Consider the following 26,736-nt stretch of genomic DNA (forward strand, 5'->3'; position numbering starts at 1 on the left):
GATTTGAATATGTTCCCGCAATGTATTTCAATCGCTTCGTTCAATAAATTTGAGGTGACGTTTTTTTAAAAAATATAAGTTAAATAAGTTTAAAGGAGTGTCAATAAACGTCAGCACGAACTTTCAGAAGAATACAATATAGATAACGTCAATGATCGCCAGCAGCGACCAAAGAACAATGTAGAGCATGAAATGCTCGCGGATGTTATTGATAAGGTAATTTACCAGTCTGCGCATCATGCCCCTCTCGCTAAACAGGCTCCGGTTATTCGGAGCCTGTAGAGGTATTATCGGTTAAAGCGCGAGAGCGCGAAGGGCTTGAGATCAAACGAAGGCGCGATCCCCTGCGCAAACTGGGCGGCGATTTCACCTAACACAGAGGCAAATTTAAACCCGTGACCGCTGAGCCCGGTTACGAGCAGGGTGTTGTCGTGTCCCGGCAGGGTGTCGATGATAAAATCTTCATCCGGGGTGTTGTCGTAGGTGCACGCTGCGCCGTAAAGCAACCCGCCTACGCCCGGCAGGATATTACGCAGGAACGTGAAGGCTTCGGAACCATCCTGCGGATAAGCGCCGTACGGCTTGCGTTCTTCCGCAGAGGAAATTACCTGTCCGCCGTTATGTTTGCCAATCTTGAGCGCGTCTTTTTCCGAGGGGAAACCATAGAACTGGTCGCCGTTGGGTAACTCGCCTGTAAACGCCGGGAATTTGTTCTGACTGCTGTAACGCCCGTCAGACTGGAACCAGGAGAAGACTTTTCGCACCGGCTGGATGGGCAGGTCCGGCAGCAGTTTCGTCACCCACGTTCCCGCACTCACCAGCAGGCGCGTGGCGGTATATTCACCTTCAGCGGTGGTGACGGTTGAACCCTCTGCATGGTGGGTGATGCCCGTGACCGGACAGTTGAACAACTGCGCGCAGCCCGCTTTGGCGGCGAGATCAATCCAGGTCTTAATGGCCGTTTCGCTGTGCAGCACGCCAGAGTTGGCTTCAAACAACCCAATGTAGTCGTCAGGGACAGAAATTTCCGGCCAGCGCGCCATGATGCCGTTCGCATCCAGGCGCTCGACGTCCAGGCGGTAGGCTTTCGCGCTCTCCTCGACGGTCGCCAGAAAGGTGGAGCTGGCTGGCCCCAGGTTAACGACCCCGGTGCGCTCAAAAATGCGATCTTCGGTGAGTGTGGCCAGCTCATCCCACAGCGTCTGAGCCCGAAGCACCAGCGGTACATAACGTTCACCTTCACCGTAAGCGTGACGGATCAGACGGGTATCGCCGTGATGGCTTCCTTCAGAGTGGGGGGGAAGGTGGGCGTCAATCATCAGCACTTTCAGACCCGCCTGCGTGGCGTAATAACCGGCGGCAGATCCTACGGAGCCGCTTCCGATAATGATTAAATCGTATTTCATAGGCTTCTCTTTACTAACGCTTTGTTAGCAGAGTAATTAACTATGTGGGCTTATACAAGAACGAAATAAATAAGGCACCGCGAGGGTGCCTGTTGAGTGAAAAGGGGCATAAGGTCAATGCCGTTTATACTCATTTTCCTGATAGTCGCCAGATTCTATTTTTGCGATGCCTGCTTCTAAAATAGAGATAAACTGACGGGCGACGTCTGTTGTAAGCCACAGCGTCTGTCCAACTTCCGCTTCATCACGGTTTTGCTGATTTGGGGTCTGGTAGTGCAAACGCAGCATCAGCGCATCGTAGCTGTCTACGGTGCTGATATCCCAGCCAACAAGCGGATGGGTCTGGATGACTTCACTATTCTTTTCCATTATAACCCCCTTAATGCGTGTTAGAAGACAACGACTTTGAGGTTCAATGCATGTTTTTCTGAAAGCAATTTCAGTATATCAATTAATAAGGGTTCAGAAGGAAAAAATAAACGGGTAGCAACACATTTTTATGCTTTTTAGGATTGTTCGAACAATAAAACGCCATCTTGTTCACGATTTTCTAAGAAGATGCTGAAATATTTTGAACTTTCAGGAGACGAAACGAAAAAAAGCCGGGGCGACCCGGCAAAAAAACACAATGAGGGAGCAAATTTTAATCAGTGATGAACCAGTCGTCGGCGCTTTCCCATGTTTCCTGCAAAATTTCGCTGATGCGTTCTTTGTCTTCTTTCGCGCCGCCGATGACGGAAAGATGGTTTGCTGTCGCATAACGTACCGTTACGGCGCCATCGTTTTCAGGAAAAGTGCTGTTAATACGTCGGGATAGTTCACCCGCCAGAGCGTCGAGTGCGCCAGCAGGCAGGACGGTGGATTTGGCTATGGTGACTTCGATACGCATAAATGCCCCCTGTGTAATATACTGTTTATTTATACAGTTATATTGTCGCTTTGACAACAGGGGGCGCGATTTTTTTAGCGTTTTACCGTCCAGTTTACGGTTTCACCGGCCAGGAAGGGGATCAGCGTATCGTCGGTGAGCGCAATCGACGCTTCAACCTGGCTTTCTTTGCGCTCAAGCTCAATGAACGTGTCATTAACCGGCAGACCGTAGAAACGCGGGCCGTTAAGGGAGCAGAAAGCTTCGAAATGGGCTAACGCATTCATCTCTTCAAACACGGTTGCGTAACTTGCCAGGGCGGTCGGGGCGTTAAAGCAGCCTGCACAGCCGCAGCTCGCCTCTTTACGGTGACGGGCATGCGGGGCGGAATCCGTGCCGAGGAACGCGCGTGGAAAGCCGCTGGCGACCAGCTCACGTAGCGCCTGCTGGTGGATGTTGCGCTTGAGGATCGGCAGACAATACAGATGTGGACGAACGCCGCCCACCAGCATGTGGTTACGGTTAAACATCAGGTGCTGCGGGGTGATGGTGGCGGCAATCAGCTCGTTTCCATCCCGGACATACTCTGCGGCATCTTTAGTCGTAATGTGTTCAAACACCACTTTCAGCCCCGGAAGACGCTGGCGCAGCGGTTCCATGACCGTTTCGATAAAACGTGCTTCGCGATCGAAAATATCAATGTCAGCGTGGGTCACTTCCCCGTGCACCAGCAGCGGCATGCCCAGTTTTTGCATACGCTCCAGAACGGGCATGATGGCATCAATGCTGGTCACTCCATGGCTGGAGTTGGTGGTGGCATTCGCCGGGTAGAGCTTCGCGGCGGTGAATACACCTTCGTTAAACCCGCGCTCAACTTCATTCGGATCCAGCGAGTCCGTCAGGTAGCAGGTCATCAATGGGGTAAAATCGTGTCCGGCCGGAACGGCGTCAAGGATACGCTGGCGATAGGCAATCGCGGCCTCGACGGTAGTGACTGGCGGAACCAGGTTAGGCATAACAATCGCACGGCCATAAATTTCGCTGGTATACGGCACGACGGTTTTCAGCATGTCGCCATCACGAAGATGGATATGCCAGTCGTCTGGGCGGCGGATTTTGAGAACCTGGGATTGTACAGTCATGGAAGCTCCGGCTTGAAAGAGATCAGTCATTAGAGGGCTGTTTTTGCCGGACACAAATCATAAGCGGAAACGTTTTCGTTTGCACACTATTCCGTTAAAAAAAACGGGCGCCTGAGCGCCCGGAGTGTTTAGTCGGTGAAAGGGATGATGATTTCACCCGGTTTCACCTCTATCCCTTTGGCATATTTTTTCGCCAGAGATTCGCCTTTGCTCTTGTCTTCGCTCAGAACATAGGCAGGCTGTTGGTTAAAGTAGTTCTGCAAGGACTGGTTGAGATACGGCATCAGCGTTTGCAGCACCGGTTTCATTTTTTCCGGCGTCACAACCGCATCGACGATTTCCATCTCTTGCAGGAATATTGCCCCTTTCTCTTTATTAAAGACCGGCAGCGCCTTGAGCTTCAGCTTGATATCCGCTTTCTGATTGCCGAAGAGCGAGGTCATATCGAGGCTGGCATCGCCGGAAAGGGTGACTTTGTTAGGCTCCTCGCGCCCAATCTGGCTGGCGAGCTTCGTCAGGACGATATGCGCGTCAGCAAGGCCGGGCACGCCGATATCTTTTGAAAAGTTATTATGTTTTTCCAGCGCCTGATTAATTTCCTGCTCACTGACGGTGTACTGCGTAAGCTGGTTACATCCCACCAGCAGACCACTGACAATTAACGCAGCGGCAATAACGATCTTTTTCATGGCGTTCCTCAACATAAAATCGGCGCATCTGTCCTGATACGCCAGTATGTCAGGGTGATCCAACAGAAACCAGCAGAAAAAACTGATAGTGAAAGAGGGTCAGGCGCCAGGCTCCAGCATCCCGCGGGTGCTGCGTTTATCACTGAACTGCCACCAGAGGGCAATCAGCGTCATAAAGCCGACCATGCCGAGCATGACCCACGGCAGCTCCGGCTGATGGAGCGCTTTTCCGGCATCAAACAGCCAGCCGCCACCGGTGTAACCCAGTGCGCCGCCAAGCGCCAGCCCGAGACGGCTGAAGCCCATGTAGCTGCCCCGGGCCCGGGCATCGGCAAGTGACGCGCTCAGCGTTTCACGGGCTGGCTCGGCAATGATTGAGCCAATATAGAAGGTGCAGATCAGCATAAACAGTTGCTGAAGCGAACTCACCAGGCCGATGGGCATCATGCTCAGCGTCATCAGCAACAGCCCGGCCATCAGACGGTGCTCAAGCCGGAAACGGCGCTCGCTCCAGCGGGCAATCGGATAAAGCAGCGTCAGTGAGAGGCAGGCCTCTATGGCATACATCCACTTCACTGCCGCTGGCGTGCCGGCAATATCGTTAACCATAATGGGCAGCATCAGCATGACCTGCACGGTGAGCATGTAGTAGCCGGTCAGGGTTAACACATAGGTGACGAAGCGTTTATCGCTCAGCACGCGGTCAAGCCCTTCCCGCACAGGCGCCTTCACCGTCGACAGCTTCCACGCGGGCAGAAACAGACCGTTAAACAGCGCGCAGAGAATAAACAACATCGCGCCGGTGGCGCAGACCAGGCGGAAATCGTATTGCAGCAGCCAGCTTCCCAGCAGGGCGCCCACCACCGCGCCAGCGCTGTCCTGCATCATCAAAATCGAGAAGAAGCGCCCCCGGTGTTGCGGACGGATAAGCTTAACCACCAGCGCGGTACGCGGTGGGTCGAAAAGGGTGCCGCCAATCCCGGAAAGGAAACAGGAGAACCACAGCAGCCAGGGTTCATGAGCGATAGCCATGGTGGCGAATCCCGCCGCACGTAACAGCATGCCGGTGACGATCATCGGTTTCGCGCCGAAGCGGTCGGCTATTGCGCCGCCAAACACGCCCAGACCCTGTTGTACAAACTGGCGTAGACCCAGCGCGATCCCGACCATCAATGCCGCCCAGCCCATTTGATCGACAAAACGAATCGATATAAGCGGAAAAACGACAAAAAAGCCGAGCACGACCAGCATGTTATCGACGAGCAGGAAATATTTACCCAGGCTCCTGGCCTGTGATACGCGGGACATTTTCCCTCCAGGGAAAATAAAAGGTGAGCACGCTAACATTCTGCGGTGTCGCCGGGCTTTTTCCCATACCCGCCGGCGACAATATTTTTTTATCAAAAAGGTGCTTTGATAGAGAGTTCTCATCGAAAAATGTGAAAAGCGATCAAAATGGTATGTCACTGTTTTCACAGAAGGCACAGGCGCAGGTATAGTAAAGCTAACAGGCAGAGCAGAAGCGACGGGAAGGAGTGGTAACGATGTTTGGCTATCGCAGTAATGTGCCAAAAGTGCGTCTGACGACGGACAGGCTGGTCGTTCGTCTGGTGCATGAGCGTGATGCCTGGCGTCTGGCGGATTATTACGCCGAGAATCGCCAGTTTTTAAAACCCTGGGAACCCGTTCGGGACGAGAGCCACTGCTACCCCTCTGGCTGGCAGGCGCGCCTCAGTATGATTGCGGAATTTCATAAACAGGGAAGTGCGTTTTATTTCGCGCTTCTCGATCCGGAAGAGAAAGAGATCGTTGGCATCGCCAATTTTTCAAACGTGGTACGCGGGTCGTTTCACGCCTGTTACCTCGGGTATTCCATCGGTCAGAAATGGCAGGGGCAGGGGCTCATGTTTGAGGCGCTGACGGCGGCGATTCGCTACATGCAGCGCACGCAACATATCCATCGCATTATGGCCAACTACATGCCGCACAATAAGCGCAGCGGCGATCTGCTGGCCCGCCTGGGGTTTGAGAAAGAGGGCTATGCCAAAGATTATCTGCTGATTGACGGCGAGTGGCGGGACCATGTGCTCACCGCGCTCACCACGCAGGAGTGGACCGCGGGTCGTTAAGGAGAAAAAATGAAATATCAGTTAAATGGCGCCGAAGCGCGCGTGGTCGGCTGCCTGCTGGAAAAGCAGGTCACCACGCCGGAACAGTATCCTCTGTCCGTGAATTCCGTCACGATGGCCTGCAACCAGAAGACGAACCGTGAGCCGGTGATGAACCTTGGCGAGCACGAGGTGCAGGATACCCTTGACGAGCTGGTGAAGCGCCACTACCTGCGCACCGTCAGCGGCTTCGGCAATCGCGTCACTAAATATGAACAGCGCTTTTGTAATTCCGAATTTGGCGATTTAAAACTCAGCGCCGCAGAAGTGGCGGTGATCACCACGCTGCTGCTGCGCGGGGCGCAGACACCGGGGGAACTGCGCACGCGCGCCTCCCGCATGTATGAGTTTCAGGATATGCAGGACGTTGAAAAGACGCTGGAGGGGCTGGCCTCACGCGAGGACGGTCCTTACGTGGTGCGTCTGCCCCGCGAGCCGGGCAAGCGTGAAAGCCGCTACATGCACCTGTTTAGCGGCGACGTTGAGCCCTCTGCGCTGGCCGTAGAATCCGACACGCCAGCATCAAACGACAGCCTGACCGCGCGCGTGGCAGCCCTGGAGGACGAGGTTGCCGGGCTGAAGCAGCGTCTTGATGCGTTACTCGCACATTTGGGAGATTAATCGTGACAACATTACGCATTGGTGTTGTGGGGCTGGGAGGGATCGCGCAAAAAGCCTGGCTGCCCGTTTTAGGCGCCGCGTCCGACTGGACGCTGCAAGGGGCGTGGTCGCCCACCCGCGAGAAAGCAGAGTGCATCTGCAAAACCTGGCGCATCCCTTATGCCGGTTCGCTACAGGATTTAGCCCGTGAATGTGATGCGGTATTTGTGCATACCTCAACCGCGACGCACTATCAGGTGGTGAGCGAGTTGCTGAACGCAGGCGTTCACGTCTGCGTGGATAAACCCCTGGCGGAAAATGTACAGGATGCTGAACAACTGATTGAGCTGGCCGCGCGTAAAAAGCTGACGCTGATGGTCGGCTTCAACCGCCGTTTTGCGCCGCTCTATCAGCAGCTTAAAGCGCAGTCCGGCTCGTTTGCTTCTCTGCGTATGGATAAGCACCGTACCGACAGCGTGGGGCCGAACGATCTGCGTTTCACGCTGCTGGATGATTATCTCCACGTCGTGGATACGGCCCTGTGGCTGAGTAATGGAAAAGCCCAGCTGCAAAGCGGCACGCTGCTGACCAACGAGCAGGGCGAGATGGTTTACGCCGAACATCATTTTGCCGTTGAGCATTTGCAGGTGACGACCAGCATGCATCGTCGGGCGGGCAGCCAGCGCGAGTCCGTGCAGGCCGTTACGGATGGCGCGCTGTATGACGTCACCGATATGCGAGAGTGGCGGGAAGAGAAGGGCAATGGCGTGGTCGCGTTACCCGTTCCCGGCTGGCAAAGCACCCTGGAGCAGCGTGGCTTCGTGGGCTGCGCGCGTCACTTCATCACCTGCGTGCAGAATCAGACGGTTCCTGAAACGTCCGGGGAGCAGGCTATTCTGGCGCAGCGCATTGTGGAACGACTCTGGCGCGAAGCCATGTCGGAATAACGCGTTGTAACATCTGCCGATAGTAATTCGTTGAAATCCGGTTAGACTAAGCGCCGCTTGTTGGCTTTGCCGGGTGGCGCTAACGCTTATCCGTCCTGGAAATCCGTAGGGTTGTGGAACTTCACGTTAATGAACTTATTAAAATCGCTGGCGGCCGTCAGCTCGATGACCATGTTTTCCCGCGTGCTTGGCTTTGCGCGCGATGCCATTGTGGCAAGGGTTTTTGGCGCCGGGATGGCGACTGACGCCTTTTTCGTCGCTTTTAAGCTGCCAAACCTGCTGCGCCGTATTTTTGCCGAAGGGGCCTTCTCACAGGCATTCGTTCCGATCCTCGCAGAATATAAAAGCAAGCAGGGCGAAGATGCCACCCGCGTCTTTGTGGCCTACGTTTCCGGATTACTGACGCTGGCGCTGGCGATCGTGACCGTCCTGGGGATGCTGGCAGCGCCCTGGGTGATCATGGTGACGGCGCCGGGTTTTGCTGACACGGCGGATAAATTTGCCCTGACCACGCAACTGCTGCGTATAACCTTCCCCTATATTCTGCTGATTTCGCTGGCGTCGCTGGTGGGTGCCATCCTGAATACCTGGAACCGCTTCTCCGTTCCGGCCTTTGCCCCCACGTTCCTCAACGTCAGCATGATTGGCTTTGCGCTGTTCGCCGCGCCGCATTTTAACCCACCGGTGCTGGCGCTGGCCTGGGCCGTGACCGTCGGCGGCGTGCTACAGCTTGCTTACCAGCTTCCGCATCTGAAAAAGATCGGCATGCTGGTTCTGCCGCGCATTAATTTCAAAGATGCGGGCGCCATGCGCGTTATTAAACAGATGGGACCGGCAATACTCGGCGTGTCCGTCAGCCAGATCTCGCTGATCATCAATACCATCTTCGCCTCTTTCCTGGTGTCGGGCTCGGTGTCCTGGATGTACTACGCCGATCGTCTGATGGAGTTTCCATCCGGGGTGCTGGGCGTGGCGCTGGGGACTATTCTGCTGCCGTCACTGTCGAAAAGTTTCGCCAGCGGCAACCACGATGAATACTGCCGCCTGATGGACTGGGGCCTGCGTCTCTGTTTTCTGCTGGCGCTGCCAAGCGCGGTGGCGCTGGGGATCCTGGCAAAACCGTTGACGGTGTCGTTGTTCCAGTATGGAAAATTCACCGCCTTTGATGCCGCCATGACCCAGCGTGCACTGGTCGCCTACTCGGTGGGGCTGATGGGGCTGATTGTCGTGAAGGTGCTTGCGCCCGGTTTCTATTCACGTCAGGACATCAAAACGCCGGTTAAGATTGCCATTGTGACGCTGATCATGACGCAGCTGATGAACCTGGCGTTTATTGGACCGCTGAAACACGCGGGGCTGTCATTGTCGATTGGTCTGGCGGCCTGTCTGAACGCCGGGCTGCTGTACTGGCAGCTGCGCAAGCAGGATATCTTCACACCGCAGCCGGGCTGGGCAGGCTTCCTGCTGCGTCTGGCGATCGCGGTAGTGGTGATGGCGGCCGCGCTGGTTGGCATGTTGTATGTCATGCCTGAGTGGGCGCAGGGCACCATGCCTTACCGCCTGATGCGTCTGATGGCCGTGGTGGTGGTCGGGGTGGTGGCGTACTTTGCCACGCTGGCGGTGCTTGGCTTCAAGGTGAAAGAGTTTACCCGCCGCACGGTATAAACGCCAAAAGGGGAGTTCACCAGAAGGTGCTCCCCGCTTCATGACGTGCCGCTACTGCGTCAAATCGAAATCTTTTTCCCGCCCGTGATACGTGCCGTGGCCGTCTGACCATCCGCACCGTACAGCCCCGGCTCTTTATAGGGCTTTAACACCTCAAGCGCCTGCTGATTACGGATAATCTGACCTTCCAGCAGCCAGCCGTTATGCTGGTTGAGATCGCGAAGATGCTGGGTTTTTTCTGTAATGGTCTGCCAGCGTTCGTTGATCTCATCATTGGCGCTGCGTTTCGCGTCTTGCTCAGCGCGTCGCTGTTTTTCCAGATAATCCAGGGTCGCCAGCAGCGAACTTTTATCTTCAGTAATGCGTTGCAACGCGCTGCCGTTGATTTGACCAGAAGAGAGGTGGTGCTGTTCGGCATCCATCACCGTTTTCAGGTCGTTCAGGACCACCGTCATCTGATCCAGTATTTCTGACAGTCGACTCATACGGTTAGTTACTCTGGAGGAAACTCTGTGCGTCCTGAATCAGCGCATCAGCGATTTTGCTGGTATCCATTTTCAGTTCGCCGTTACGGATAGCCGTTTTCAGCGCTTCAACACGTTCCATGTTGATATCGCTGCTGCCTGGCTGCATCAGCTTCGACTGGGCATCGCTCAGCGTGACGCTGGTGCTGTTAGCCGTCGACGTTTTTTCCAGACGCGTTTTTTGCGGGGCAGCCTCATTCGTTTCGCGAGGTTGTACAGTGCTAACCGGCTTCAGGGCTGATGTACGATCAATGCTCATAGTGTTGTCCTCATCGAGGGTTCGCGGCGTTTGCGCCTGACATCATCATTTGTTGAATATTTATCGGCAGTCGCCGCGAAATCTTTAAAAAGATTACAGGTTAATCAGAATATTCCCATCAGGACCGACCGTGCCGCTGACCACCTGGCCTGAGGACATTCTGACCCGGGCATTTTGCGCCACTGCGGCATTATTCAGCGCTTTTCCTTCACTGTTGATACTAAAGCCTTCGCCATTGGCGACCACCATCACCTGTTGTCCCGCTTTCACCCGCCACGCCTGGCGCAGCATGGATAGCTGTATCGCCTGTCCAGGAGCGACATCGCGCAGGCTGACCGCCTCCTGAGCCTGGTTGATATCCAGCATCGTCCGCGGTGGAAGCTGATCCAGACGGCCTCGCTTCAGCGTTACGCTGTCAGGTTGCAGCAGGCTGCCCCGGGGAATGGGAACGGCGGCGACAACATAATTGCCCGTCGCCTGAACCGCAACCTGTAAATAGCGTTTTTCATTGGCGCAACGCGCCAGCACGTTCACGTTGCCCCACAAGCGGGTGCTGCCGGTCACGCTAAATGACGGGGCTTCGCAGGAAGGGTAAAGGTTAGGCGGGGTGCGCACGGTCACGCGTACGTCATCGCTGAAACCGGCCAGCTTCTGCGCAAAGAATGCATTGAGCTGATCCTCTAACCCCTCAGCCTGCACCAGAGGGCTCAAAAGCAGTAGGGCCGCCGCCAGGCCACGTTTAAAAGTCCGCATCGCACGTTCCACCATGTCCAGAATTTAGCAAATTCTACCCGCAGTGGTTTTCCATCAACGCAACAAATAGCGACGCATTTTGCGCTTATTCCGTCGATAGGGGAGACGGGGTGAGATTTAAGCTGTGAACTGAAATTTTCTCATCAGCGGAGGAGACATGCTCGATAAACTCGACGCCGCGTTACGTTTTCAGCAGGAAGCGCTCAACTTACGCGCCCAGCGGCAGGAGATTTTAGCCGCCAATATCGCCAACGCGGATACTCCCGGGTACCAGGCGCGCGATATTGATTTTTCCAGTGAACTCAAAAAAGTGATGGAGCGTGGACGTGCCGAAGGAACGGGTGTCTCACTGGCCCTGACATCCTCACGTCATATTCCCGCTCAGGCGATGACCGCGCCAACGACCGACCTGCTTTACCGTATTCCCGATCAGCCCTCGCTTGATGGCAACACCGTCGACATGGACCGGGAGCGCACACAGTTTGCCGATAACAGCCTGCAATACCAGACAGGTCTGACGCTACTCGGCGGGCAAATTAAAGGCATGATGACCGTCCTACAGGGGGGCAATTAGTAAATGGCCTTGCTGAATATTTTTGATATCGCCGGTTCGGCATTAACGGCGCAGTCCAAACGACTGAACGTGGCCGCCAGTAACCTGGCCAACGCCGACAGCGTGACCGGCCCTGACGGGCAACCGTATCGCGCTAAACAGGTTGTCTTCCAGGTTGATGCTGCACCGGGTGCGGCAACGGGCGGCGTAAAAGTGGCGGACGTGGTTGAGAGCCAGGCACCCGACAAGCTGGTTTACGAGCCAGGCAACCCGCTCGCGGATGCCAGCGGCTACGTGAAAATGCCGAACGTGGATGTGGTCGGGGAGATGGTGAACTCTATGTCCGCGTCGCGCAGCTACCAGGCAAACGTCGAAGTGCTCAATACCGTGAAGAGCATGATGCTCAAAACACTCACTCTCGGCCAGTAAAGGAGACACGCATGTCCATCGCCGTAAACGTGAATGACCCGACAAATACCGGCGTCAACAGCACCAGCAGTGCGACCGGTTCCAGCTCTCTCACCGGGAGCAATGCCTCCGATTTACAGAGCAGCTTTCTGACCCTGCTGGTGGCGCAGCTGAAAAATCAGGACCCGACCAATCCGATGCAGAACAACGAACTGACCACGCAGCTTGCGCAGATCAGTACCGTCAGCGGCATTGAGAAACTGAACACCACGCTCGGCTCGGTCTCCGGTCAAATCGATAACAGCCAGTCCTTGCAGGCCGCCAACCTGATCGGTCATGGGGTGATGATCCCGGGGACCACGATTCTGGCGGGCACCAGCACTACCGATGGCACGTCCACCACCACCACGACGCCGTTTGGCGTTGAGTTGCAGCAGCCGGCCGACAAAGTCACCGCCACAATCAAAGACGCCAGCGGCAACGTGGTGCGCACGATTGAGATTGGCGAGCTTAAAGCGGGCGTTCATACCTTTACCTGGGATGGCAGCCTGACCGACGGCACTAAAGCGCCTAACGGCTCGTATCAGGTTGCGATTAGCGCCAGCAACGGCACCACTCAGCTGGTGGCTCAGCCGCTACAGTTTGCCCTGGTTCAGGGCGTCATCAAAGGTAGCGATGGCAACAAACTGGATTTGGGTACCTCCGGTACCACCACACTCGACGAAGTTCGGCAGATTATCTAAGCCTTCATACTTATCAGGAGTAAGTCATGGCCTTTTCTCAAGCGGTCAGCGGCCTGAATGCTGCGGCCACCAACCTGGACGTCATTGGCAACAACATCGCCAACTCCGCGACCTATGGTTTTAAATCCGGTTCTGCGTCTTTTGCAGATATGTTTGCAGGCTCTAAAGTGGGCCTGGGCGTGAAGGTTGCGGGTATCACCCAGGACTTCACCGACGGGACGACCACCAACACCGGTCGCGGTCTGGACGTCGCCATCAGCCAGAACGGTTTCTTCCGTATGGTGGATGCCAACGGTTCCGTGTTCTACAGCCGCAACGGCCAGTTCAAGCTGGATGAAAACCGTAACCTGGTGAACATGCAGGGACTTCAGTTAACCGGTTATCCGGTTGCCGGCACGCCGCCTACGGTGCAAACCGGTGCGAATCCGCAGGCGATCTCCATCCCAACGACGCTGATGGCGGCGAAGTCCACCACCACGGCCTCTCAGCAGATCAACTTGAACTCCACCGATACCGCGCCAACCGTCGCCTTCGACCCGGCCAACCCTGACTCTTACAACAAGAAAGGTACCGTGACGGTGTTTGACAGCCAGGGTAATGCGCACAACATGAACCTGTTCTATGTCAAAAACGCGACGCCAGCTAACTCCTGGAAGGTGTATTCGCAGGATGGCAGCGTAGCGGGCAGCGCGGTGAAGGAAGAAACTACGCTGATCTTTAATGAGAGTGGTGTACTGACGGATGGCGGGAGTATTGATATCACCACGGGTACCGTTCCGGGCGCGACGCCAGCCACGTTTGCCATGAGTTTCGCCAACTCCATGCAGCAAAACACCGGTGCAAACAACATCGTGGCGACGAGCCAGAACGGCTATAAGCCGGGCGATCTGGTGAGCTACCAGATCAACGATGACGGTACCGTTGTCGGTAACTATTCGAACGAACAGACCCAGGTGCTGGGCCAGATCGTGCTGGCAAACTTCGCTAACAACGAAGGCCTGAAATCCGAAGGGGATAACGTCTGGTCTGCCACGCAGTCTTCCGGTGTTGCCCTGCTGGGTACCGCGGGTTCCGGTAACTTCGGCACGCTGACCAACGGCGCGCTGGAAGCCTCCAACGTCGATCTGAGTAAAGAGCTGGTGAACATGATCGTCGCGCAACGTAACTACCAGTCCAACGCGCAGACCATCAAAACCCAGGATCAGATCCTCAACACGCTGGTTAACCTGCGTTAAGCAGCTGACGGGAAAGCGCAATGGATCACGCAATATATACAGCGATGGGCGCAGCAAGCCAGACGCTCAATCAGCAGGCTGTTACCGCCAGCAACCTGGCAAACGCCTCCACGCCAGGTTTTCGTGCGCAGCTCAACGCGCTGCGTGCGGTGCCGGTAGAAGGGCTGTCATTGCCCACGCGTACGCTGGTCACCGCCTCCACGCCGGGCGCCGACATGACGCCAGGCCAGATGGATTACACCGCGCGTCCGCTGGACGTTGCCCTTCAGCAGGACGGCTGGCTGGCGGTGCAAACGGCGGACGGCGGGGAAGGCTATACCCGCAACGGTAATATCCAGGTGAGCGCCACCGGGCAGCTGACGATTCAGGGGCATCCGGTGATGGGCGAAGCCGGTCCGTTGACGGTGCCGGAAGGGTCAGAGCTGACCATTGCGGCAGACGGGACGATCTCGGCGTTAAACCCGGGCGACCCGGCGAACACCGTTGCGCCTGTCGGTCGTCTGAAGCTGGTGAAAGCGGAAGGCAACGAAGTGCAGCGTGGTGATGACGGGATGTTCCGTCTGACCCAGGCGGCGCAGGCCATGCGTGGCGCCACGTTACAGGCCGACCCGACCATCCGCGTGATGTCCGGCGTGCTGGAAGGCAGTAACGTCAAACCGGTAGAAGCCATGACCGACATGATCGCCAGCGCCCGCCGCTTCGAAATGCAGATGAAAATCATCAGCAGCGTCGATGAAAACGCAGGCAAGGCTAACCAACTTCTGGCTATGAGTTAACAGGACTTCCTATGATCAGTTCTTTATGGATCGCGAAAACCGGTCTGGACGCACAGCAAACCAATATGGATGTGATTGCCAACAACCTGGCAAACGTCAGCACCAATGGTTTCAAGCGCCAGCGTGCGGTTTTCGAAGATTTGCTTTATCAAACGATTCGTCAGCCAGGGGCGCAGTCTTCTGAGCAAACCACGCTGCCGTCCGGTCTGCAAATTGGTACCGGCGTGCGCCCGGTCGCCACCGAGCGTCTGCACAGCCAGGGCAACCTGTCCCAGACCAACAACAGTAAAGACGTTGCCATTAAAGGTCAGGGTTTCTTCCAGGTGCAGCTGCCTGACGGGACCTCCGCCTATACCCGCGATGGTTCTTTCCAGGTGGATCAGAATGGTCAGCTGGTGACGGCGGGCGGTTTCCAGGTTCAGCCTGCGATCACCATCCCGGCGAACGCGCTGAGTATCACCATTGGTCGTGACGGTATCGTCAGCGTCACTCAGCAAGGTCAGGCCGCGCCGGTCCAGGTTGGACAGCTTAACCTGACCACCTTCATGAACGATACCGGACTGGAAAGCATCGGCGAGAATCTCTACACCGAAACGCAGTCTTCCGGCACGCCAAATGAAAGTACCCCGGGCCTGAACGGGGCGGGGCTGTTGTATCAGGGGTATGTGGAAACCTCGAACGTTAACGTGGCGGAAGAGCTGGTGAATATGATCCAGGTCCAGCGCGCCTATGAAATTAACAGTAAAGCAGTGTCGACGACCGACCAGATGCTGCAAAAACTGACGCAACTCTAAGGTGTAGCCCGGTGCGGTAAACGTCGCACCGGCTCCCTGTTTTCGAAGATGAAGGCAATGCAAAAAAACGCGGCGTTTCGTTATCCGATCCTGACTGTTCTGGCCGTCACCCTCAGCGGGTGTGCCTGGATCCCGTCTAAACCATTGGTACAGGGTGCGACTACCGCCCAACCCGTTCCCGGCCCCGCGCCGGTGGTGAACGGCTCTATTTTCCAGACCGCGCAGCCGATTAACTACGGTTATCAGCCGCTGTTTGAAGACCGTCGTCCGCGTAACGTTGGCGATACGCTGACCATTGTGTTGCAGGAAAACGTCAGTGCGAGTAAGAGCTCGTCGGCGAACGCCAGCCGCGACGGCAAAACCAATTTTGGCTTCGACACCGTACCGCGCTATCTGCAAGGGCTGTTCGGCAACGCCCGTGCGGATGTGGAAGCCTCCGGCGGCAACACCTTTAACGGTAAGGGTGGCGCTAACGCCAGCAACACCTTCAGCGGAACGCTGACGGTAACGGTTGACCAGGTTCTGGTGAACGGCAACCTGCACGTGGTGGGCGAAAAACAGATCGCCATTAACCAGGGTACGGAATTCATTCGCTTCTCCGGTGTGGTTAACCCTCGCACCATCAGCGGCACCAACACCGTACCGTCCACCCAGGTGGCGGATGCGCGCATTGAGTACGTCGGCAACGGCTACATCAACGAAGCGCAAAATATGGGCTGGCTGCAACGCTTCTTCCTTAACTTATCGCCGATGTAAGCGAGGTGACCTATGTATAAATTTCTCTTCGCCGTGGCGCTGTCGCTGGTCGCTACCGTTGCGCAGGCCGATCGTATACGCGATCTCACCAGCGTGCAGGGCGTGCGCGAAAACTCCCTGATTGGCTACGGCCTGGTGGTGGGGCTGGACGGGACGGGTGACCAGACGACCCAGACGCCGTTCACCACCCAGAGCCTGAACAACATGCTCTCGCAGCTCGGTATTACCGTACCGGCCGGAACCAACATGCAGCTGAAAAACGTGGCGGCCGTGATGGTGACCGCGTCTTATCCGGCCTTTGCGCGTCAGGGGCAGACCATCGACGTGGTTGTCTCGTCGATGGGTAACGCCAAAAGTCTGCGCGGCGGTACGCTGCTGATGACGCCGCTGAAAGGCGTCGACAGCCAGGTGTATGCCCTGGCGCAGGGCAACATTCTGGTTGGCGGGGCAGGCGCGTCGGCGGGCGGCAGCAGCGTGCAGGTGAACCAGCTGAACGGGGGACGTATTACCAACGGCGCGATCATCGAACGTGAGCTGCCGACCCAGTTCGGTACCGGCAACACCATTAACCTGCAACTGAATAACGAAGACTTCACGATGGCGCAGCAGATCGCTGACACCATCAACCGCAGCCGGGGCTACGGCAGCGCCACCGCGCTGGATGCCCGCACCGTGCAGATCCGCACGTCAACCGGCAGCAGCAACCAGGTGCGGATGCTGGCCGATATCCAGAATATGGAAGTGAACGTGCCGGTTCAGGATGCGAAAGTCATTATCAACTCCCGTACCGGCTCGGTGGTGATGAACCGCGAAGTGACGCTGGACAGCTGCGCCGTGGCGCAGGGCAATCTTTCCGTCACGGTTAACCGCTCGGCCAACGTCAGCCAGCCGGATACCCCGTTTGGCGGCGGTCAGACGGTAGTGACCCCGCAAACGCAGATTGATTTACGGCAGAGCGGCGGTTCGTTGCAGAGCGTGCGCTCCAGCGCCAACCTGAACAGCGTGGTGCGTGCTCTGAATGCGCTGGGTGCAACGCCAATGGATCTGATGTCCATTCTGCAATCCATGCAAAGTGCAGGCTGCCTGCGCGCCAGACTGGAAATCATCTAAATGCTGACCGATAGCAAACTGTTGACCAGTGCCGCCTGGGATGCCCAGTCGCTCAACGAGCTGAAAACCAAAGCGGGCAAGGATCCGGCGGCGAATATCCGCCCGGTTGCCCGTCAGGTGGAAGGCATGTTCGTACAGATGATGTTGAAAAGCATGCGTGAAACCCTGCCGAAAGATGGCATGTTCAGCAGTGATTCCACGCGGCTTTACACCAGCATGTACGATCAGCAGATTGCCCAGCAAATGACCGCCGGAAAGGGGCTCGGCCTGGCGGACATGATTGTGAAGCAGACCGCAGCCGCTCAGGGGCTCCCGCCTGAAGAGGCCCCGCCGCATGTGCCGCTGAAGTTTGATCTGGAAAAGGTGACCAGTTATCAAAATCAGGCGCTGACGCAGATGGTGCGTAAGGCGATGCCGAAGCCGACAGAAACGCGTGACGAGCCGCTCTCCGGTGATAGCAAAGACTTCCTGGCGCAGCTCTCCCTCCCGGCGCGTCTTGCCAGTGAAGAGAGCGGCGTGCCGCACCATCTGATTCTGGCGCAGGCGGCGCTGGAGTCGGGCTGGGGGCAACGTCAGATCCGCAGGGAGAACGGCGAGCCGAGCTTCAACATCTTTGGCGTGAAGGCCACCTCCAGCTGGAAAGGGCCGACCACGGAAATCACCACCACCGAATATGAGAATGGTGCGGCAGTGAAGGTGAAAGCCAAATTCCGCGTCTACAGCTCGTATCTGGAAGCGTTGTCGGATTATGTCGGGCTGTTGAGCCGGAATCCGCGCTACACCGCCGTGACCCAGGCCGCCACGCCAGAGCAGGGCGCTCAGGCATTGCAGAATGCTGGCTACGCGACCGATCCAAACTATGCGCGCAAGCTGACCAGCATGATCCAGCAGCTGAAATCCATGTCTGAGAAGGTCAGCAAAGCGTATAGCACAGATCTCGAAAATCTGTTCTGAAAGTTCTCAAGTCCCGGTGGAGGTTGCCGATAACCTTCATCAGGACTCGTGTCTGAACGTATAAAAGGAACCCCCATGTCCAGTTTGATTAACAGCGCCATGAGTGGCCTCAGTGCTGCGCAGTCGGCACTCAATACCGTCAGTAATAATATTTCAAGCTACAACGTGGCAGGTTATACCCGCCAGACCACCATTCTGGGGGCATCAAACAGCACCCTGACCGGCGGTGGCTGGGTGGGTAACGGGGTCTATGTCTCCGGTGTTCAGCGTGAATATGATGCGTTTATCACCAACCAGCTGCGCGCGGCGCAGAACCAGAGCAGTGGGCTGACCACGCGCTACCAGCAGATGTCAAAAATTGACGACGTGCTTTCTGATACCACGAACTCGCTTTCTGCCAACCTCCAGGATTTCTTTAAAAGCCTGCAAACGCTGGTGAGTAACGCAGAAGATCCGGCTGCACGCCAGACGGTACTCGGGAAGGCGGATGGTCTGGTAAACCAGTTTAAAACCAACGATCAATATCTCCGCGATCAGGATGCGCAGGTCAATACGGCGATTTCTACCAGCGTCGATCAGATCAATAACTACGCGAAACAGATTGCCAATCTTAACGATCAGATCTCCCGGCTGACTGGCGTCGGTGCGGGCGCATCCCCGAATGAACTGCTCGATCAGCGCGATCAGCTGGTGAGTGAACTGAACAAGATTGTCGGTGTGGACGTCACCGTACAGGACAGCGGCACCTACAACATCTCTATCGCCAACGGTTACACCCTGGTACAGGGCAGCAACGCCAGCCAGCTGGCGGCGGTGAAATCCAGTGCGGACCCAGCGCGTACAACAATTGCGTATGTGGATGCCGCAGCGGGCAACGTGGAGATCTCAGAAAAACAGATCACCACGGGGTCGCTTGGCGGGCTGTTAACGTTCCGTTCTCAGGATCTGGATCAGGCGCGAAACACGCTTAACCAGATGGCGCTGGCGTTTGCCGATGCCATGAATACCCAGCACCAGGCGGGCTTTGATGCCAACGGGGATCCAGGCGGCAAGCTGTTTGATTTTGGCTCGCCGGCAGTGCTGAGTAACGGTAAAAACACCGGAAGCGCGTCCGTTACGGCCACGATGACGGACAGTACAAAGGTCCAGGCGACAAACTATAAAGTTGAGTACAACGGTACTGACTGGACAATCACGCGTCTGTCGGACAATACCAGCTTCACGGCCAAGCCTGACGCCAGCGGTAATCTGTCGTTTGATGGTCTCAACGTTAAGATTAGCGGCTCAGCCGATAATAAAGACAGTTTCATCGTCAAACCGGTGAATGACGTCATTGTGAATATGGACGTAGCGATCAGCGACGAATCCAAACTGGCGATGGCCTCCGCGAAAGGAAGCGGCGAAAGCGACAATACCAATGGCCAGAAGCTGCTGGATTTACAGAGCGCCAAATTGGTGGGAGGGAACAAAACCTTTAACGATGCTTATGCCGCGCTGGTCAGTACGGTAGGCAGCACCACGGCGTCGCTGAAAACCAGCAGCGAAACCAAAGTTAACGTGGTAACGCAGCTGACCAAACAACAGCAGTCAATCTCCGGGGTTAACCTGGATGAAGAGTATGGCAACCTGCAACGCTATCAGCAGTACTATCTGGCGAATGCGCAGGTGCTGCAAACGGCGAGCACGCTGTTTGATGCATTGATCAATATCCGCTAAGGCTGAGGCATAAAAAATGCGTATTAGTACTCAAATGATGTATGAGCAAAGCATGCGCGGCGTGACGAACTCCCAAAGTCTCTGGCTCAGCTACGGCGAGCAGATGTCTACGGGTAAGCGCATCAACCGTCCGTCTGACGATCCGATTGCCGCCTCGCAGGCCGTTGTGCTCTCTCAGGCTCAAACGCAAAACAGCCAGTATGCGCTGGCACGCTCCTTCGCTACGACGAAAGTGTCGCTGGAAGAGAACGTGTTATCGCAAGTGACAACCGCCATCCAGGCTGCTCAGGAAAAGATTGTCAATGCGGGCAACGGTACGTTAAGTGACGATGACCGCGCTTCGCTGGCAACGAACCTGCAAGGTATTCGCGATCAGCTCATGAACCTCGCTAACAGCACGGACGGTAACGGTCGCTATATTTTTTCCGGTTACAAGACCGAAGCGGCGGCTTTCGACCAGGCGACGGGTGATTATAAGGGCGGCGGAACGCCAATCAGCCAGCAGGTTGACTCCGCGCGCACGATGCAAATTAGCCATACGGGCACTGAAGTTTTCGATAGCTTCACCAGCAATGCGAAGCCAGAGCCAGATGGTAGTGCGCCGGAAACGAATTTGTTCAAGATCCTCGACGCCGCAATTGATGCGCTGAATACGCCGATTGGGGAGGATGAAACGAAAGCCGAGGCGTTTACGGCGGCTATTGATAAAGCCAACCGTGGCCTGAGCAACTCCCTCAACAACGTGCTGACCGTGCGCGCCGACCTCGGCATCAAGCTGGATGAGCTGGGCAAGCTGGACGCTCTGGGTGAAGACCGCGCGCTGGGTCAGACCCAGCAGATGAGTAACCTGGTTGACGTGGACTGGAACTCGGTGATTTCGTCCTACACCATGCAGCAGGCGGCGTTGCAGGCCTCGTATAAAGCCTTTAGCGATATGCAGGGTATGTCTTTGTTCCAGATGAACAGATAAGACTCAGACCTTTTGGAACATGTCTTGAAACTGGGCATGTTTTGACTGCCCAACCCGTCCGGGTTGGGCATTTTTTTTACACACTTTCAGCCTGTGCGGACAGCACCCTGGCGCTTTCAACCACTCTGATAGCCAGCGCAATGGCACCACACAGGGTTGCCAGAGCCACCACGCCAGACCAGCCTGCCAGCGTATAGATATTGCTGCCTAATGCCGAACCCAGCGCCATTCCGATGAAAATGACGGTAAACAGCAGGGCGTTCAGGCGTCCACGGGCCTGCGGCTCAAGGCTGTAGACCAGGTTCTGGTGGGCCACGAGGCTGGACTGCAAGCCGAGATCGAAACCGACCGCGGAGAGGGCAATCAGGATCAACTGACCGTGTACACCCAGTGCTGGCATCAGGAACATCAGGGCAAACGAGAGGGTCACCAGCGCGGCACCCAGCTGGGTCACTTTACCGGCGCCCAGCTTATCGGCAAGACCACCCGCCAGCGGTGCGGCCAGCGCGCCAGCGGCTCCGGCAATACCAAATCCACCCGCTACGGCGCTGCCAAGGTGATACCGTTCCAGCAGCATGACCGCCAGCGTTGACCAGAATGCGCTAAAGGCAATCGACAGAAAACCCTGAGCCAGCGCGGCCCGACGCAGCGCCGGGTAGCGACGCCAGAGGTGTTCCATGGAGCGCATCAGCGCCGGGTAGCTCAGCGTGGAGTGAACGGCGAAGCGGGGAAGCACGGCCCACATCACCACGCCGACAAAGGCAATACTTGCGGCGGCCAGCTGATACATCACGCGCCAGCCAAAGGCCTCACCCACCACGCCGCTCACAGTTCTGGAGAGCAAAATCCCCAGCAGCAGGCCGGTCATCACCGTGCCGACCGTTTTTCCCTGTTTACCTTCCGGCGCGAGGATCGCTGCGGCCGGGACAATATCCTGCGCCATGGTCGCCGCCATGCCAATCAGCAGGCTGGTGAGCAGTAGGGAGTGCAGCTGTCCGGTCAGGCTACAACCCAGCAGGAACAGCGCCAGGGCCGCACTTTTTATCAGGATCAACGTTCTGCGGTCATGACGATCGCCGAGCGGGAGCAGAAACAGGATGCCTAAGGCATAACCCGCCTGGGTGAGCGTCGGAACCATGCCCATGCCTTCGATGCTCAGGTGCAGGTCTGAGCCCATCAGCGGCAGCAGAGGCTGGGCATAATAGATGGATGCCACGCTGAAGCCCGCACCGAGCGCCAGCATTAAGATGACCCAGCGGCTCACGGCCCGGGTGGTGGTTGTGTTCATAAGATGTTCCTCATTCGTCGTGTGCGGCTATTTTTTATCAGTTCGCCTTGCGACGGTAGCGGGCGCGGTGGTAAAACGCTTATACGTGTGGCGTATGGGTAAAAATGGTATGAAAAGGTCTGAGCGTATAGATCGGGTAGAACTGATGCGAACGTTTGTTCGCATTGTGGAGGCGGGGTCTCTTTCTGCGGCGGCACGTCAGCTGGCAACAACCCAGGCCACGGTGAGCCGACGGTTGCAGTCGCTTGAGACCATGCTGGGAGTACGCCTGATGCTGCGCACGACCCATACGACCCGGCTGACCGATGACGGCGAACGCTGCTATCAGCATGCCCGACGGGTGATTGACAGCTGGCTGGCGCTGGAAGACGAGGTAGGGCAGACGGAAGATGAACCGGTTGGGGTGCTGAGGGTGCGCGCCCCGCACGCGTTTGGCCAGGATCAGCTTCTGAAACCGTTAACCGAATTTTTGCAGCGCTATCCCCAGCTTTCTGTTGAGTGGATGCTTAACGATCGCTCGGTTGATTTCCTCGGCGATAACCTTGACTGTGCTATTCGGGTGGGTGTGGAAGTCGATCCGGCAACCGTGTCCGTGCTGCTGGCTGAAGTGCCGCGCTCGGTGGTGGCGTCACCGGAATTACTGGCCCGTTATCCCGCGGTTAAAACGCCGGAAGATTTGCAACAGCTTCCCTGGATTGCCATCAGCTCTTTTTATCAACGCCATGTGGAGCTTTTCCACGATGCATCATCCGCCCCGGCGCGGGTTACCATTACGCCACGCCTGAGTACCGACAGCCTGTATGTGGCGCGCAATACTGCACTCACCGGGCTTGGCGTTGCGGTGGTATCCAGCTGGACGGTACAGGATGATATTCGGGAAGGAAGACTGGTGCATTTACTGCCAGAGTGGCAGCCGGCAGCGTTACCGGTACATCTGGTTTACCCCTGGTCTCGTTATTATCCGGCGCGCTTGCGGCGTTTTCTGGAGCTGATGCGGCAGATAATGCCGGAGGTCACCGGAATGAGAAAGCCCCTGCAACAGCCATAAAAAAGCCGACCCGAAGGTCGGCTTTCAGTCTTACTTAGCGTGCGTTATTCAACAGGCTGAGGACGGGTCGCTGGCGCAGTAGCCATGTGCGTCGCACTGTGACCACCGGCAGCACCTTTGCCTTCGAAGTTGAATGCCGGACGAACCCAGTCGCTATGGCGTGGCGCTTCAGGTACATACTCAGGTGCCGGGGCGCGAGTCATCGGCGCGGTAGCTACGTGAGCAGGCGCTGGAGCGGCAACGACCTCAACCGGCTCGGATTTCACTTCAGGCGCTTTGACCTCTTCGACAACAGGTTCAACCTGAATCTCGACGTCCTGAACAACCTCTTCCGTCACCGTCTCGACGGCAACGTCTGCGGGCTCTTCTGCTGCGGAGACCGGTTCAGCTTCCTCCGCGACTTCTTCAGCCACCACGGTATCTTCTTCGGCAATGATCTGCGGGGCGGCATCAACCGGCGCAGCAATCACTTCAGGATGGGTCGTTTCCACTTCCACAGCCTGCGGTGCCGCCGTGTCAACAACCTGCGGTTCAACCACGGTTGCTGCTTCAGTCACGACATCTTCCACCGCTGCTACCGGTGCAATCACCTCTTCGGTCACAGCCTGTTCTTCAACAGCCTGCTCCGGGCGAGCAACTGGATAACGGATCCAGACTTTACCGGATGCCATCTCAGGTGACGCGCACGCCACGGTCAGCGGCATTGGCGACTGAGTCGGGTAACGCTCGTCACGGTAACGACGACGACGCTGACCGCTCACGCGCAGATGACGCGGAGAACGACGGGAGCGACGCGGCATACCTGCGTTGTCACGGTTTTCGCTGCTTTCGTCCTGCTCAACCTGATTTTCCACTACGGCTGGCATGTCAACTTTTGCAACCTGGGTACCCGTTGTGCTTTCTGCTGCTTCAACCGCGATAACGTCGTTTTCTTCCGTCTGAATAGCACCCACACGTACTTTCTGGGTCAGCTGACGCTGCTTACGACGCGGCATAACCTGAGTACGCTCTTCCTGCTCCGTGTCCTGCTGTTCAACAGGCGCTTCGCGGTTCAGGTTTTTGACTTCCTGCTGGGCCTGGCGTTTCTCGTCGTTACGACGACGGTTACGCTCGCGGCGAGGCTGCTGCTCGTCACGCTGTTTGCTCTTCTCGGACTCATCGCCCGCCTGCTGGCGAATCTCACGATCTTCAACGTTCTGCTGTTGCTTCTCGCGACGGTTGCGACGGTTGTCCTCGCGTTGTTCACGACCTTCGTTGTTCTCGGAACGATTATCACGGCGCTCGTTACGATCGCTACGGTCGTTGCGGTCGTTGCGGTCATTGCGATCGCGACGATTGTTCTGACGCTTACGACGATCCTGCTGACGCTCTGGTTTCGCTTCTTTTGGCGCTTCTTTCGGCTGCTCAGGCTGAACTTCTTCGCCAGCAAACATTTTTTTCAGCGCGCCGAAGAAGCGGCTCAGGAGACCCGGCTGCTCAGGCTGCGCTTTTGGCGCGGCAGGGGCTGCCTTTTGCACGGCAGGTTTTGCCGCTGGTTTTTCCAGCGTCGCTTCCGGCGGGGCTTCCGGCATGATGAAGGTTGCTAATGCAGGCTGCTCAGGCAGTTTACGCTCGGCAGGCTCTTCATCAGATGGCAGCGCCATTTCTTCTTCATGCAGCTTCGGCAGCAGGTAGCTGAGGGTGCTTGTCTCTTCGCCTTTACGCACGCGCAGTACATGATAGTGCGGAGTTTGCATCTCGTCGTTTGGCACGATGATGCAGCGAACGCCGCCCTGACGCGCTTCGATTGCACTCACCGCTGCACGTTTTTCGTTCAGCAGGTAGGAGGCAATCGGCACCGGAACAATGGCGTGAACCTCTTTGGTGTTCTCTTTCAGCGCTTCTTCTTCAATCAGACGCAGAATAGAGAGGGAGAGCGATTCATTGTCACGCACGGTACCTGTCCCGGAACAGCGCGGGCAGACGTGATGGCTGGACTCGCCGAGTGACGGGCTGAGGCGCTGACGGGACATTTCCAGCAGGCCGAAGCGCGAGATATGGCTAATCTGGATACGTGCGCGATCCTGGCGCACCGCTTCACGCAGACGGTTTTCAACCGCACGCTGGTGGCGAACCGGGGTCATGTCGATGAAGTCGATAACAATCAGACCACCCAGGTCGCGCAGGCGGAGCTGGCGGGCGATTTCATCAGCGGCTTCAAGGTTGGTGTTGAAGGCAGTCTCTTCGATGTCGCCGCCGCGGGTTGCACGCGCGGAGTTGATATCGATAGCGGTCAGCGCTTCGGTGGTATCAATAACGATAGAACCGCCGGACGGCAGACGCACTTCACGCTGGAAGGCAGACTCGATCTGGGATTCAATCTGATAGTGGCTGAACAGCGGGATTTCACCGGTGTACAGTTTAATTTTGCTGGTGAAATCCGGGCGACCCAGCGCGGCGATGTGCTGGCGAGCCAGCTCAAGCACTTTCGGGTTATCAATCAGAATTTCACCGATGTCCTGACGCAGATAATCACGGAAGGCACGCACAATGACGTTGCTTTCCTGGTGGATCAGGAACGGAGCAGGACGGCTCTCAGCCGCTTTCTTAATGGCTTCCCAGTGCTTCAGGCGGAAGCTCAGGTCCCACTGCAACGCTTCGGCAGATTTGCCGACGCCTGCGGTGCGCACGATAAGGCCCATGCCGTCTGGCAGTTCAAGACTTGCCAGCGCTTCTTTCAGCTCGGTACGGTCATCGCCTTCGATACGGCGAGAGATGCCACCCGCACGTGGGTTGTTTGGCATCAATACCAGATAGCTTCCTGCCAGACTGATAAAGGTGGTCAGTGCGGCGCCTTTGTTGCCACGCTCTTCTTTATCGATCTGGACGATAACTTCCTGACCTTCACGCAGAACATCTTTAATGTTCGGACGGCCATGGGAGTTGTAGTTTGCAGGAAAATATTCGCGGGCGATTTCTTTAAGAGGAAGGAAACCGTGACGCTCAGCACCGTAATCGACAAATGCAGCTTCAAGGCTTGGTTCAATGCGGGTGATTTTGCCTTTGTAAATGTTCGCTTTTTTCTGTTCGTGTCCAGGACTTTCGATATCCAGATCGTACAGGCGCTGCCCATCCACAAGGGCGACACGCAACTCTTCTTGCTGAGTTGCGTTGATTAACATTCTTTTCATCGTAACTTACTCGTTATTCTTACATTGACGACAAAGCTGCGGGCAAGGTGACGCTTTCCGGGGTATGAACCGATGGCCTCGTGTCTATTCACGTCGCCAACCTCACGGTTGTCGCTCGCTTAAGAGGCGCAGAGTGTCGGTTGCCTGTGTTTCATACGGAAACACAGCGCAATTATCAGGGGAATTGCCTGGGA

General features: G+C 56.5%; 28 protein-coding genes. 16 read left to right on the forward strand and 12 right to left on the reverse strand.

Annotation, left to right across the window (positions count from 1 at the left end; all coding sequences use genetic code 11):
• Positions 1-123 precede the first annotated feature (123 nt).
• The 7 genes from ACNQ0W_RS14775 to mdtH form a co-directional block, all read right to left on the reverse strand.
• Positions 124-237 (reverse strand): YceO family protein, encoded by a 114-nt coding sequence (locus ACNQ0W_RS14775; protein ID WP_003858014.1) that lies wholly within the window; start codon positions 235-237, stop codon positions 124-126.
• Positions 238-287: 50 nt separating this feature from the next.
• Complete coding sequence (solA, locus tag ACNQ0W_RS14780; RefSeq protein ID WP_062932043.1) at positions 288-1,406, reverse strand: N-methyl-L-tryptophan oxidase; 1,119 nt, start codon at positions 1,404-1,406, stop codon at positions 288-290.
• A 114-nt stretch (positions 1,407-1,520) separates the two neighbouring features.
• Positions 1,521-1,775, reverse strand: coding sequence for a biofilm formation regulator BssS (bssS, locus tag ACNQ0W_RS14785; RefSeq protein ID WP_015570838.1), 255 nt, complete (start codon positions 1,773-1,775; stop codon positions 1,521-1,523).
• Between the two features lie 274 nt (positions 1,776-2,049).
• Positions 2,050-2,295: a DNA damage-inducible protein I gene (gene dinI, locus ACNQ0W_RS14790; protein WP_003858011.1), complete on the reverse strand. Its 246-nt coding sequence runs from the start codon at positions 2,293-2,295 to the stop codon at positions 2,050-2,052.
• Positions 2,296-2,369: 74 nt separating this feature from the next.
• Positions 2,370-3,416, reverse strand: a complete 1,047-nt coding sequence (pyrC, locus tag ACNQ0W_RS14795; RefSeq protein WP_062932042.1) for a dihydroorotase — start codon at positions 3,414-3,416, stop codon at positions 2,370-2,372.
• A gap of 128 nt (positions 3,417-3,544) precedes the next feature.
• Complete coding sequence (locus ACNQ0W_RS14800) at positions 3,545-4,105, reverse strand: lipoprotein (protein WP_116329899.1); 561 nt, start codon at positions 4,103-4,105, stop codon at positions 3,545-3,547.
• Between the two features lie 99 nt (positions 4,106-4,204).
• A complete protein-coding gene (mdtH, locus tag ACNQ0W_RS14805; RefSeq protein WP_062939381.1) occupies positions 4,205-5,413 on the reverse strand; it encodes a multidrug efflux MFS transporter MdtH in 1,209 nt (402 codons plus the stop codon).
• A gap of 236 nt (positions 5,414-5,649) precedes the next feature.
• Here mdtH and rimJ point away from each other — a divergent pair, with 236 nt between their 5' ends.
• The 4 genes from rimJ to murJ all read left to right on the forward strand — a co-directional run bounded on the left by rimJ (position 5,650) and on the right by murJ (position 9,485).
• Positions 5,650-6,234, forward strand: coding sequence for a ribosomal protein S5-alanine N-acetyltransferase (gene rimJ / locus ACNQ0W_RS14810; RefSeq protein WP_003858007.1), 585 nt, complete (start codon positions 5,650-5,652; stop codon positions 6,232-6,234).
• 9 nt (positions 6,235-6,243) lie between these two features.
• Positions 6,244-6,894 carry a YceH family protein gene (locus tag ACNQ0W_RS14815; RefSeq protein ID WP_062932040.1) on the forward strand — a complete coding sequence of 217 codons (651 nt, stop codon included), beginning with the start codon at positions 6,244-6,246 and terminating at the stop codon, positions 6,892-6,894.
• Between the two features lie 2 nt (positions 6,895-6,896).
• Complete coding sequence (locus tag ACNQ0W_RS14820; protein ID WP_062932039.1) at positions 6,897-7,820, forward strand: Gfo/Idh/MocA family protein; 924 nt, start codon at positions 6,897-6,899, stop codon at positions 7,818-7,820.
• A 129-nt stretch (positions 7,821-7,949) separates the two neighbouring features.
• Positions 7,950-9,485, forward strand: coding sequence for a murein biosynthesis integral membrane protein MurJ (gene murJ, locus ACNQ0W_RS14825; protein ID WP_045349245.1), 1,536 nt, complete (start codon positions 7,950-7,952; stop codon positions 9,483-9,485).
• Positions 9,486-9,544: 59 nt separating this feature from the next.
• On the opposite strand, the gene flgN is transcribed toward murJ, so the two are convergent.
• The 3 genes from flgN to flgA all read right to left on the reverse strand — a co-directional run bounded on the left by flgN (position 9,545) and on the right by flgA (position 11,021).
• A complete protein-coding gene (flgN, locus tag ACNQ0W_RS14830) occupies positions 9,545-9,970 on the reverse strand; it encodes a flagella biosynthesis chaperone FlgN (RefSeq protein ID WP_003858003.1) in 426 nt (141 codons plus the stop codon).
• 4 nt (positions 9,971-9,974) lie between these two features.
• Entirely contained in the window at positions 9,975-10,268 is a 294-nt protein-coding gene (gene flgM / locus ACNQ0W_RS14835) for a flagellar biosynthesis anti-sigma factor FlgM (protein WP_003858002.1), read from the reverse strand.
• A gap of 93 nt (positions 10,269-10,361) precedes the next feature.
• On the reverse strand, positions 10,362-11,021 hold the full coding sequence (gene flgA, locus ACNQ0W_RS14840; RefSeq protein ID WP_045344268.1) for a flagellar basal body P-ring formation chaperone FlgA: 660 nt from the start codon (positions 11,019-11,021) through the stop codon (positions 10,362-10,364).
• Between the two features lie 157 nt (positions 11,022-11,178).
• Between flgA and flgB the strand changes: the two genes are divergently transcribed.
• From flgB to flgL, 11 genes are all read left to right on the forward strand, one after another.
• Positions 11,179-11,595 carry a flagellar basal body rod protein FlgB gene (flgB, locus tag ACNQ0W_RS14845; RefSeq protein WP_003857999.1) on the forward strand — a complete coding sequence of 139 codons (417 nt, stop codon included), beginning with the start codon at positions 11,179-11,181 and terminating at the stop codon, positions 11,593-11,595.
• 3 nt (positions 11,596-11,598) lie between these two features.
• Complete coding sequence (gene flgC, locus ACNQ0W_RS14850) at positions 11,599-12,003, forward strand: flagellar basal body rod protein FlgC (RefSeq protein WP_003857997.1); 405 nt, start codon at positions 11,599-11,601, stop codon at positions 12,001-12,003.
• 11 nt (positions 12,004-12,014) lie between these two features.
• Positions 12,015-12,725: a flagellar hook assembly protein FlgD gene (flgD, locus tag ACNQ0W_RS14855; protein ID WP_003857994.1), complete on the forward strand. Its 711-nt coding sequence runs from the start codon at positions 12,015-12,017 to the stop codon at positions 12,723-12,725.
• A 26-nt stretch (positions 12,726-12,751) separates the two neighbouring features.
• Positions 12,752-13,960 carry a flagellar hook protein FlgE gene (gene flgE / locus ACNQ0W_RS14860; protein WP_062932038.1) on the forward strand — a complete coding sequence of 403 codons (1,209 nt, stop codon included), beginning with the start codon at positions 12,752-12,754 and terminating at the stop codon, positions 13,958-13,960.
• A gap of 20 nt (positions 13,961-13,980) precedes the next feature.
• Positions 13,981-14,736, forward strand: coding sequence for a flagellar basal body rod protein FlgF (locus ACNQ0W_RS14865; protein WP_062932037.1), 756 nt, complete (start codon positions 13,981-13,983; stop codon positions 14,734-14,736).
• 11 nt (positions 14,737-14,747) lie between these two features.
• Positions 14,748-15,530, forward strand: a complete 783-nt coding sequence (gene flgG / locus ACNQ0W_RS14870) for a flagellar basal-body rod protein FlgG (protein WP_000625853.1) — start codon at positions 14,748-14,750, stop codon at positions 15,528-15,530.
• Positions 15,531-15,587: 57 nt separating this feature from the next.
• Positions 15,588-16,286 (forward strand): flagellar basal body L-ring protein FlgH, encoded by a 699-nt coding sequence (gene flgH, locus ACNQ0W_RS14875; protein WP_003857987.1) that lies wholly within the window; start codon positions 15,588-15,590, stop codon positions 16,284-16,286.
• Positions 16,287-16,298: 12 nt separating this feature from the next.
• Positions 16,299-17,396 (forward strand): flagellar basal body P-ring protein FlgI, encoded by a 1,098-nt coding sequence (locus ACNQ0W_RS14880; protein WP_015570830.1) that lies wholly within the window; start codon positions 16,299-16,301, stop codon positions 17,394-17,396.
• Entirely contained in the window at positions 17,397-18,350 is a 954-nt protein-coding gene (gene flgJ / locus ACNQ0W_RS14885) for a flagellar assembly peptidoglycan hydrolase FlgJ (protein ID WP_062932036.1), read from the forward strand. It begins immediately after the preceding gene.
• Positions 18,351-18,425: 75 nt separating this feature from the next.
• Positions 18,426-20,066: a flagellar hook-associated protein FlgK gene (flgK, locus tag ACNQ0W_RS14890; protein WP_062939384.1), complete on the forward strand. Its 1,641-nt coding sequence runs from the start codon at positions 18,426-18,428 to the stop codon at positions 20,064-20,066.
• A gap of 16 nt (positions 20,067-20,082) precedes the next feature.
• Positions 20,083-21,036, forward strand: coding sequence for a flagellar hook-associated protein FlgL (gene flgL / locus ACNQ0W_RS14895; RefSeq protein WP_062932034.1), 954 nt, complete (start codon positions 20,083-20,085; stop codon positions 21,034-21,036).
• Between the two features lie 76 nt (positions 21,037-21,112).
• Here flgL and ACNQ0W_RS14900 read toward each other — a convergent pair whose 3' ends face one another.
• On the reverse strand, positions 21,113-22,324 hold the full coding sequence (locus ACNQ0W_RS14900) for an MFS transporter (protein ID WP_062932033.1): 1,212 nt from the start codon (positions 22,322-22,324) through the stop codon (positions 21,113-21,115).
• 94 nt (positions 22,325-22,418) lie between these two features.
• On the opposite strand from ACNQ0W_RS14900, the gene ACNQ0W_RS14905 reads away from it, so the two are divergent.
• On the forward strand, positions 22,419-23,372 hold the full coding sequence (locus ACNQ0W_RS14905) for a LysR family transcriptional regulator (protein ID WP_062939385.1): 954 nt from the start codon (positions 22,419-22,421) through the stop codon (positions 23,370-23,372).
• A 44-nt stretch (positions 23,373-23,416) separates the two neighbouring features.
• Here the strand turns inward: ACNQ0W_RS14905 and rne are convergent, their stop codons facing one another.
• Positions 23,417-26,542: a ribonuclease E gene (gene rne, locus ACNQ0W_RS14910; RefSeq protein WP_417933211.1), complete on the reverse strand. Its 3,126-nt coding sequence runs from the start codon at positions 26,540-26,542 to the stop codon at positions 23,417-23,419.
• Positions 26,543-26,736: the final 194 nt, after the last annotated feature.

This window comes from Enterobacter cloacae complex sp. 6730903, from assembly GCF_048283985.1.
In the GTDB taxonomy this organism is placed as follows: Bacteria; Pseudomonadota; Gammaproteobacteria; order Enterobacterales; family Enterobacteriaceae; genus Enterobacter; species Enterobacter hormaechei_C.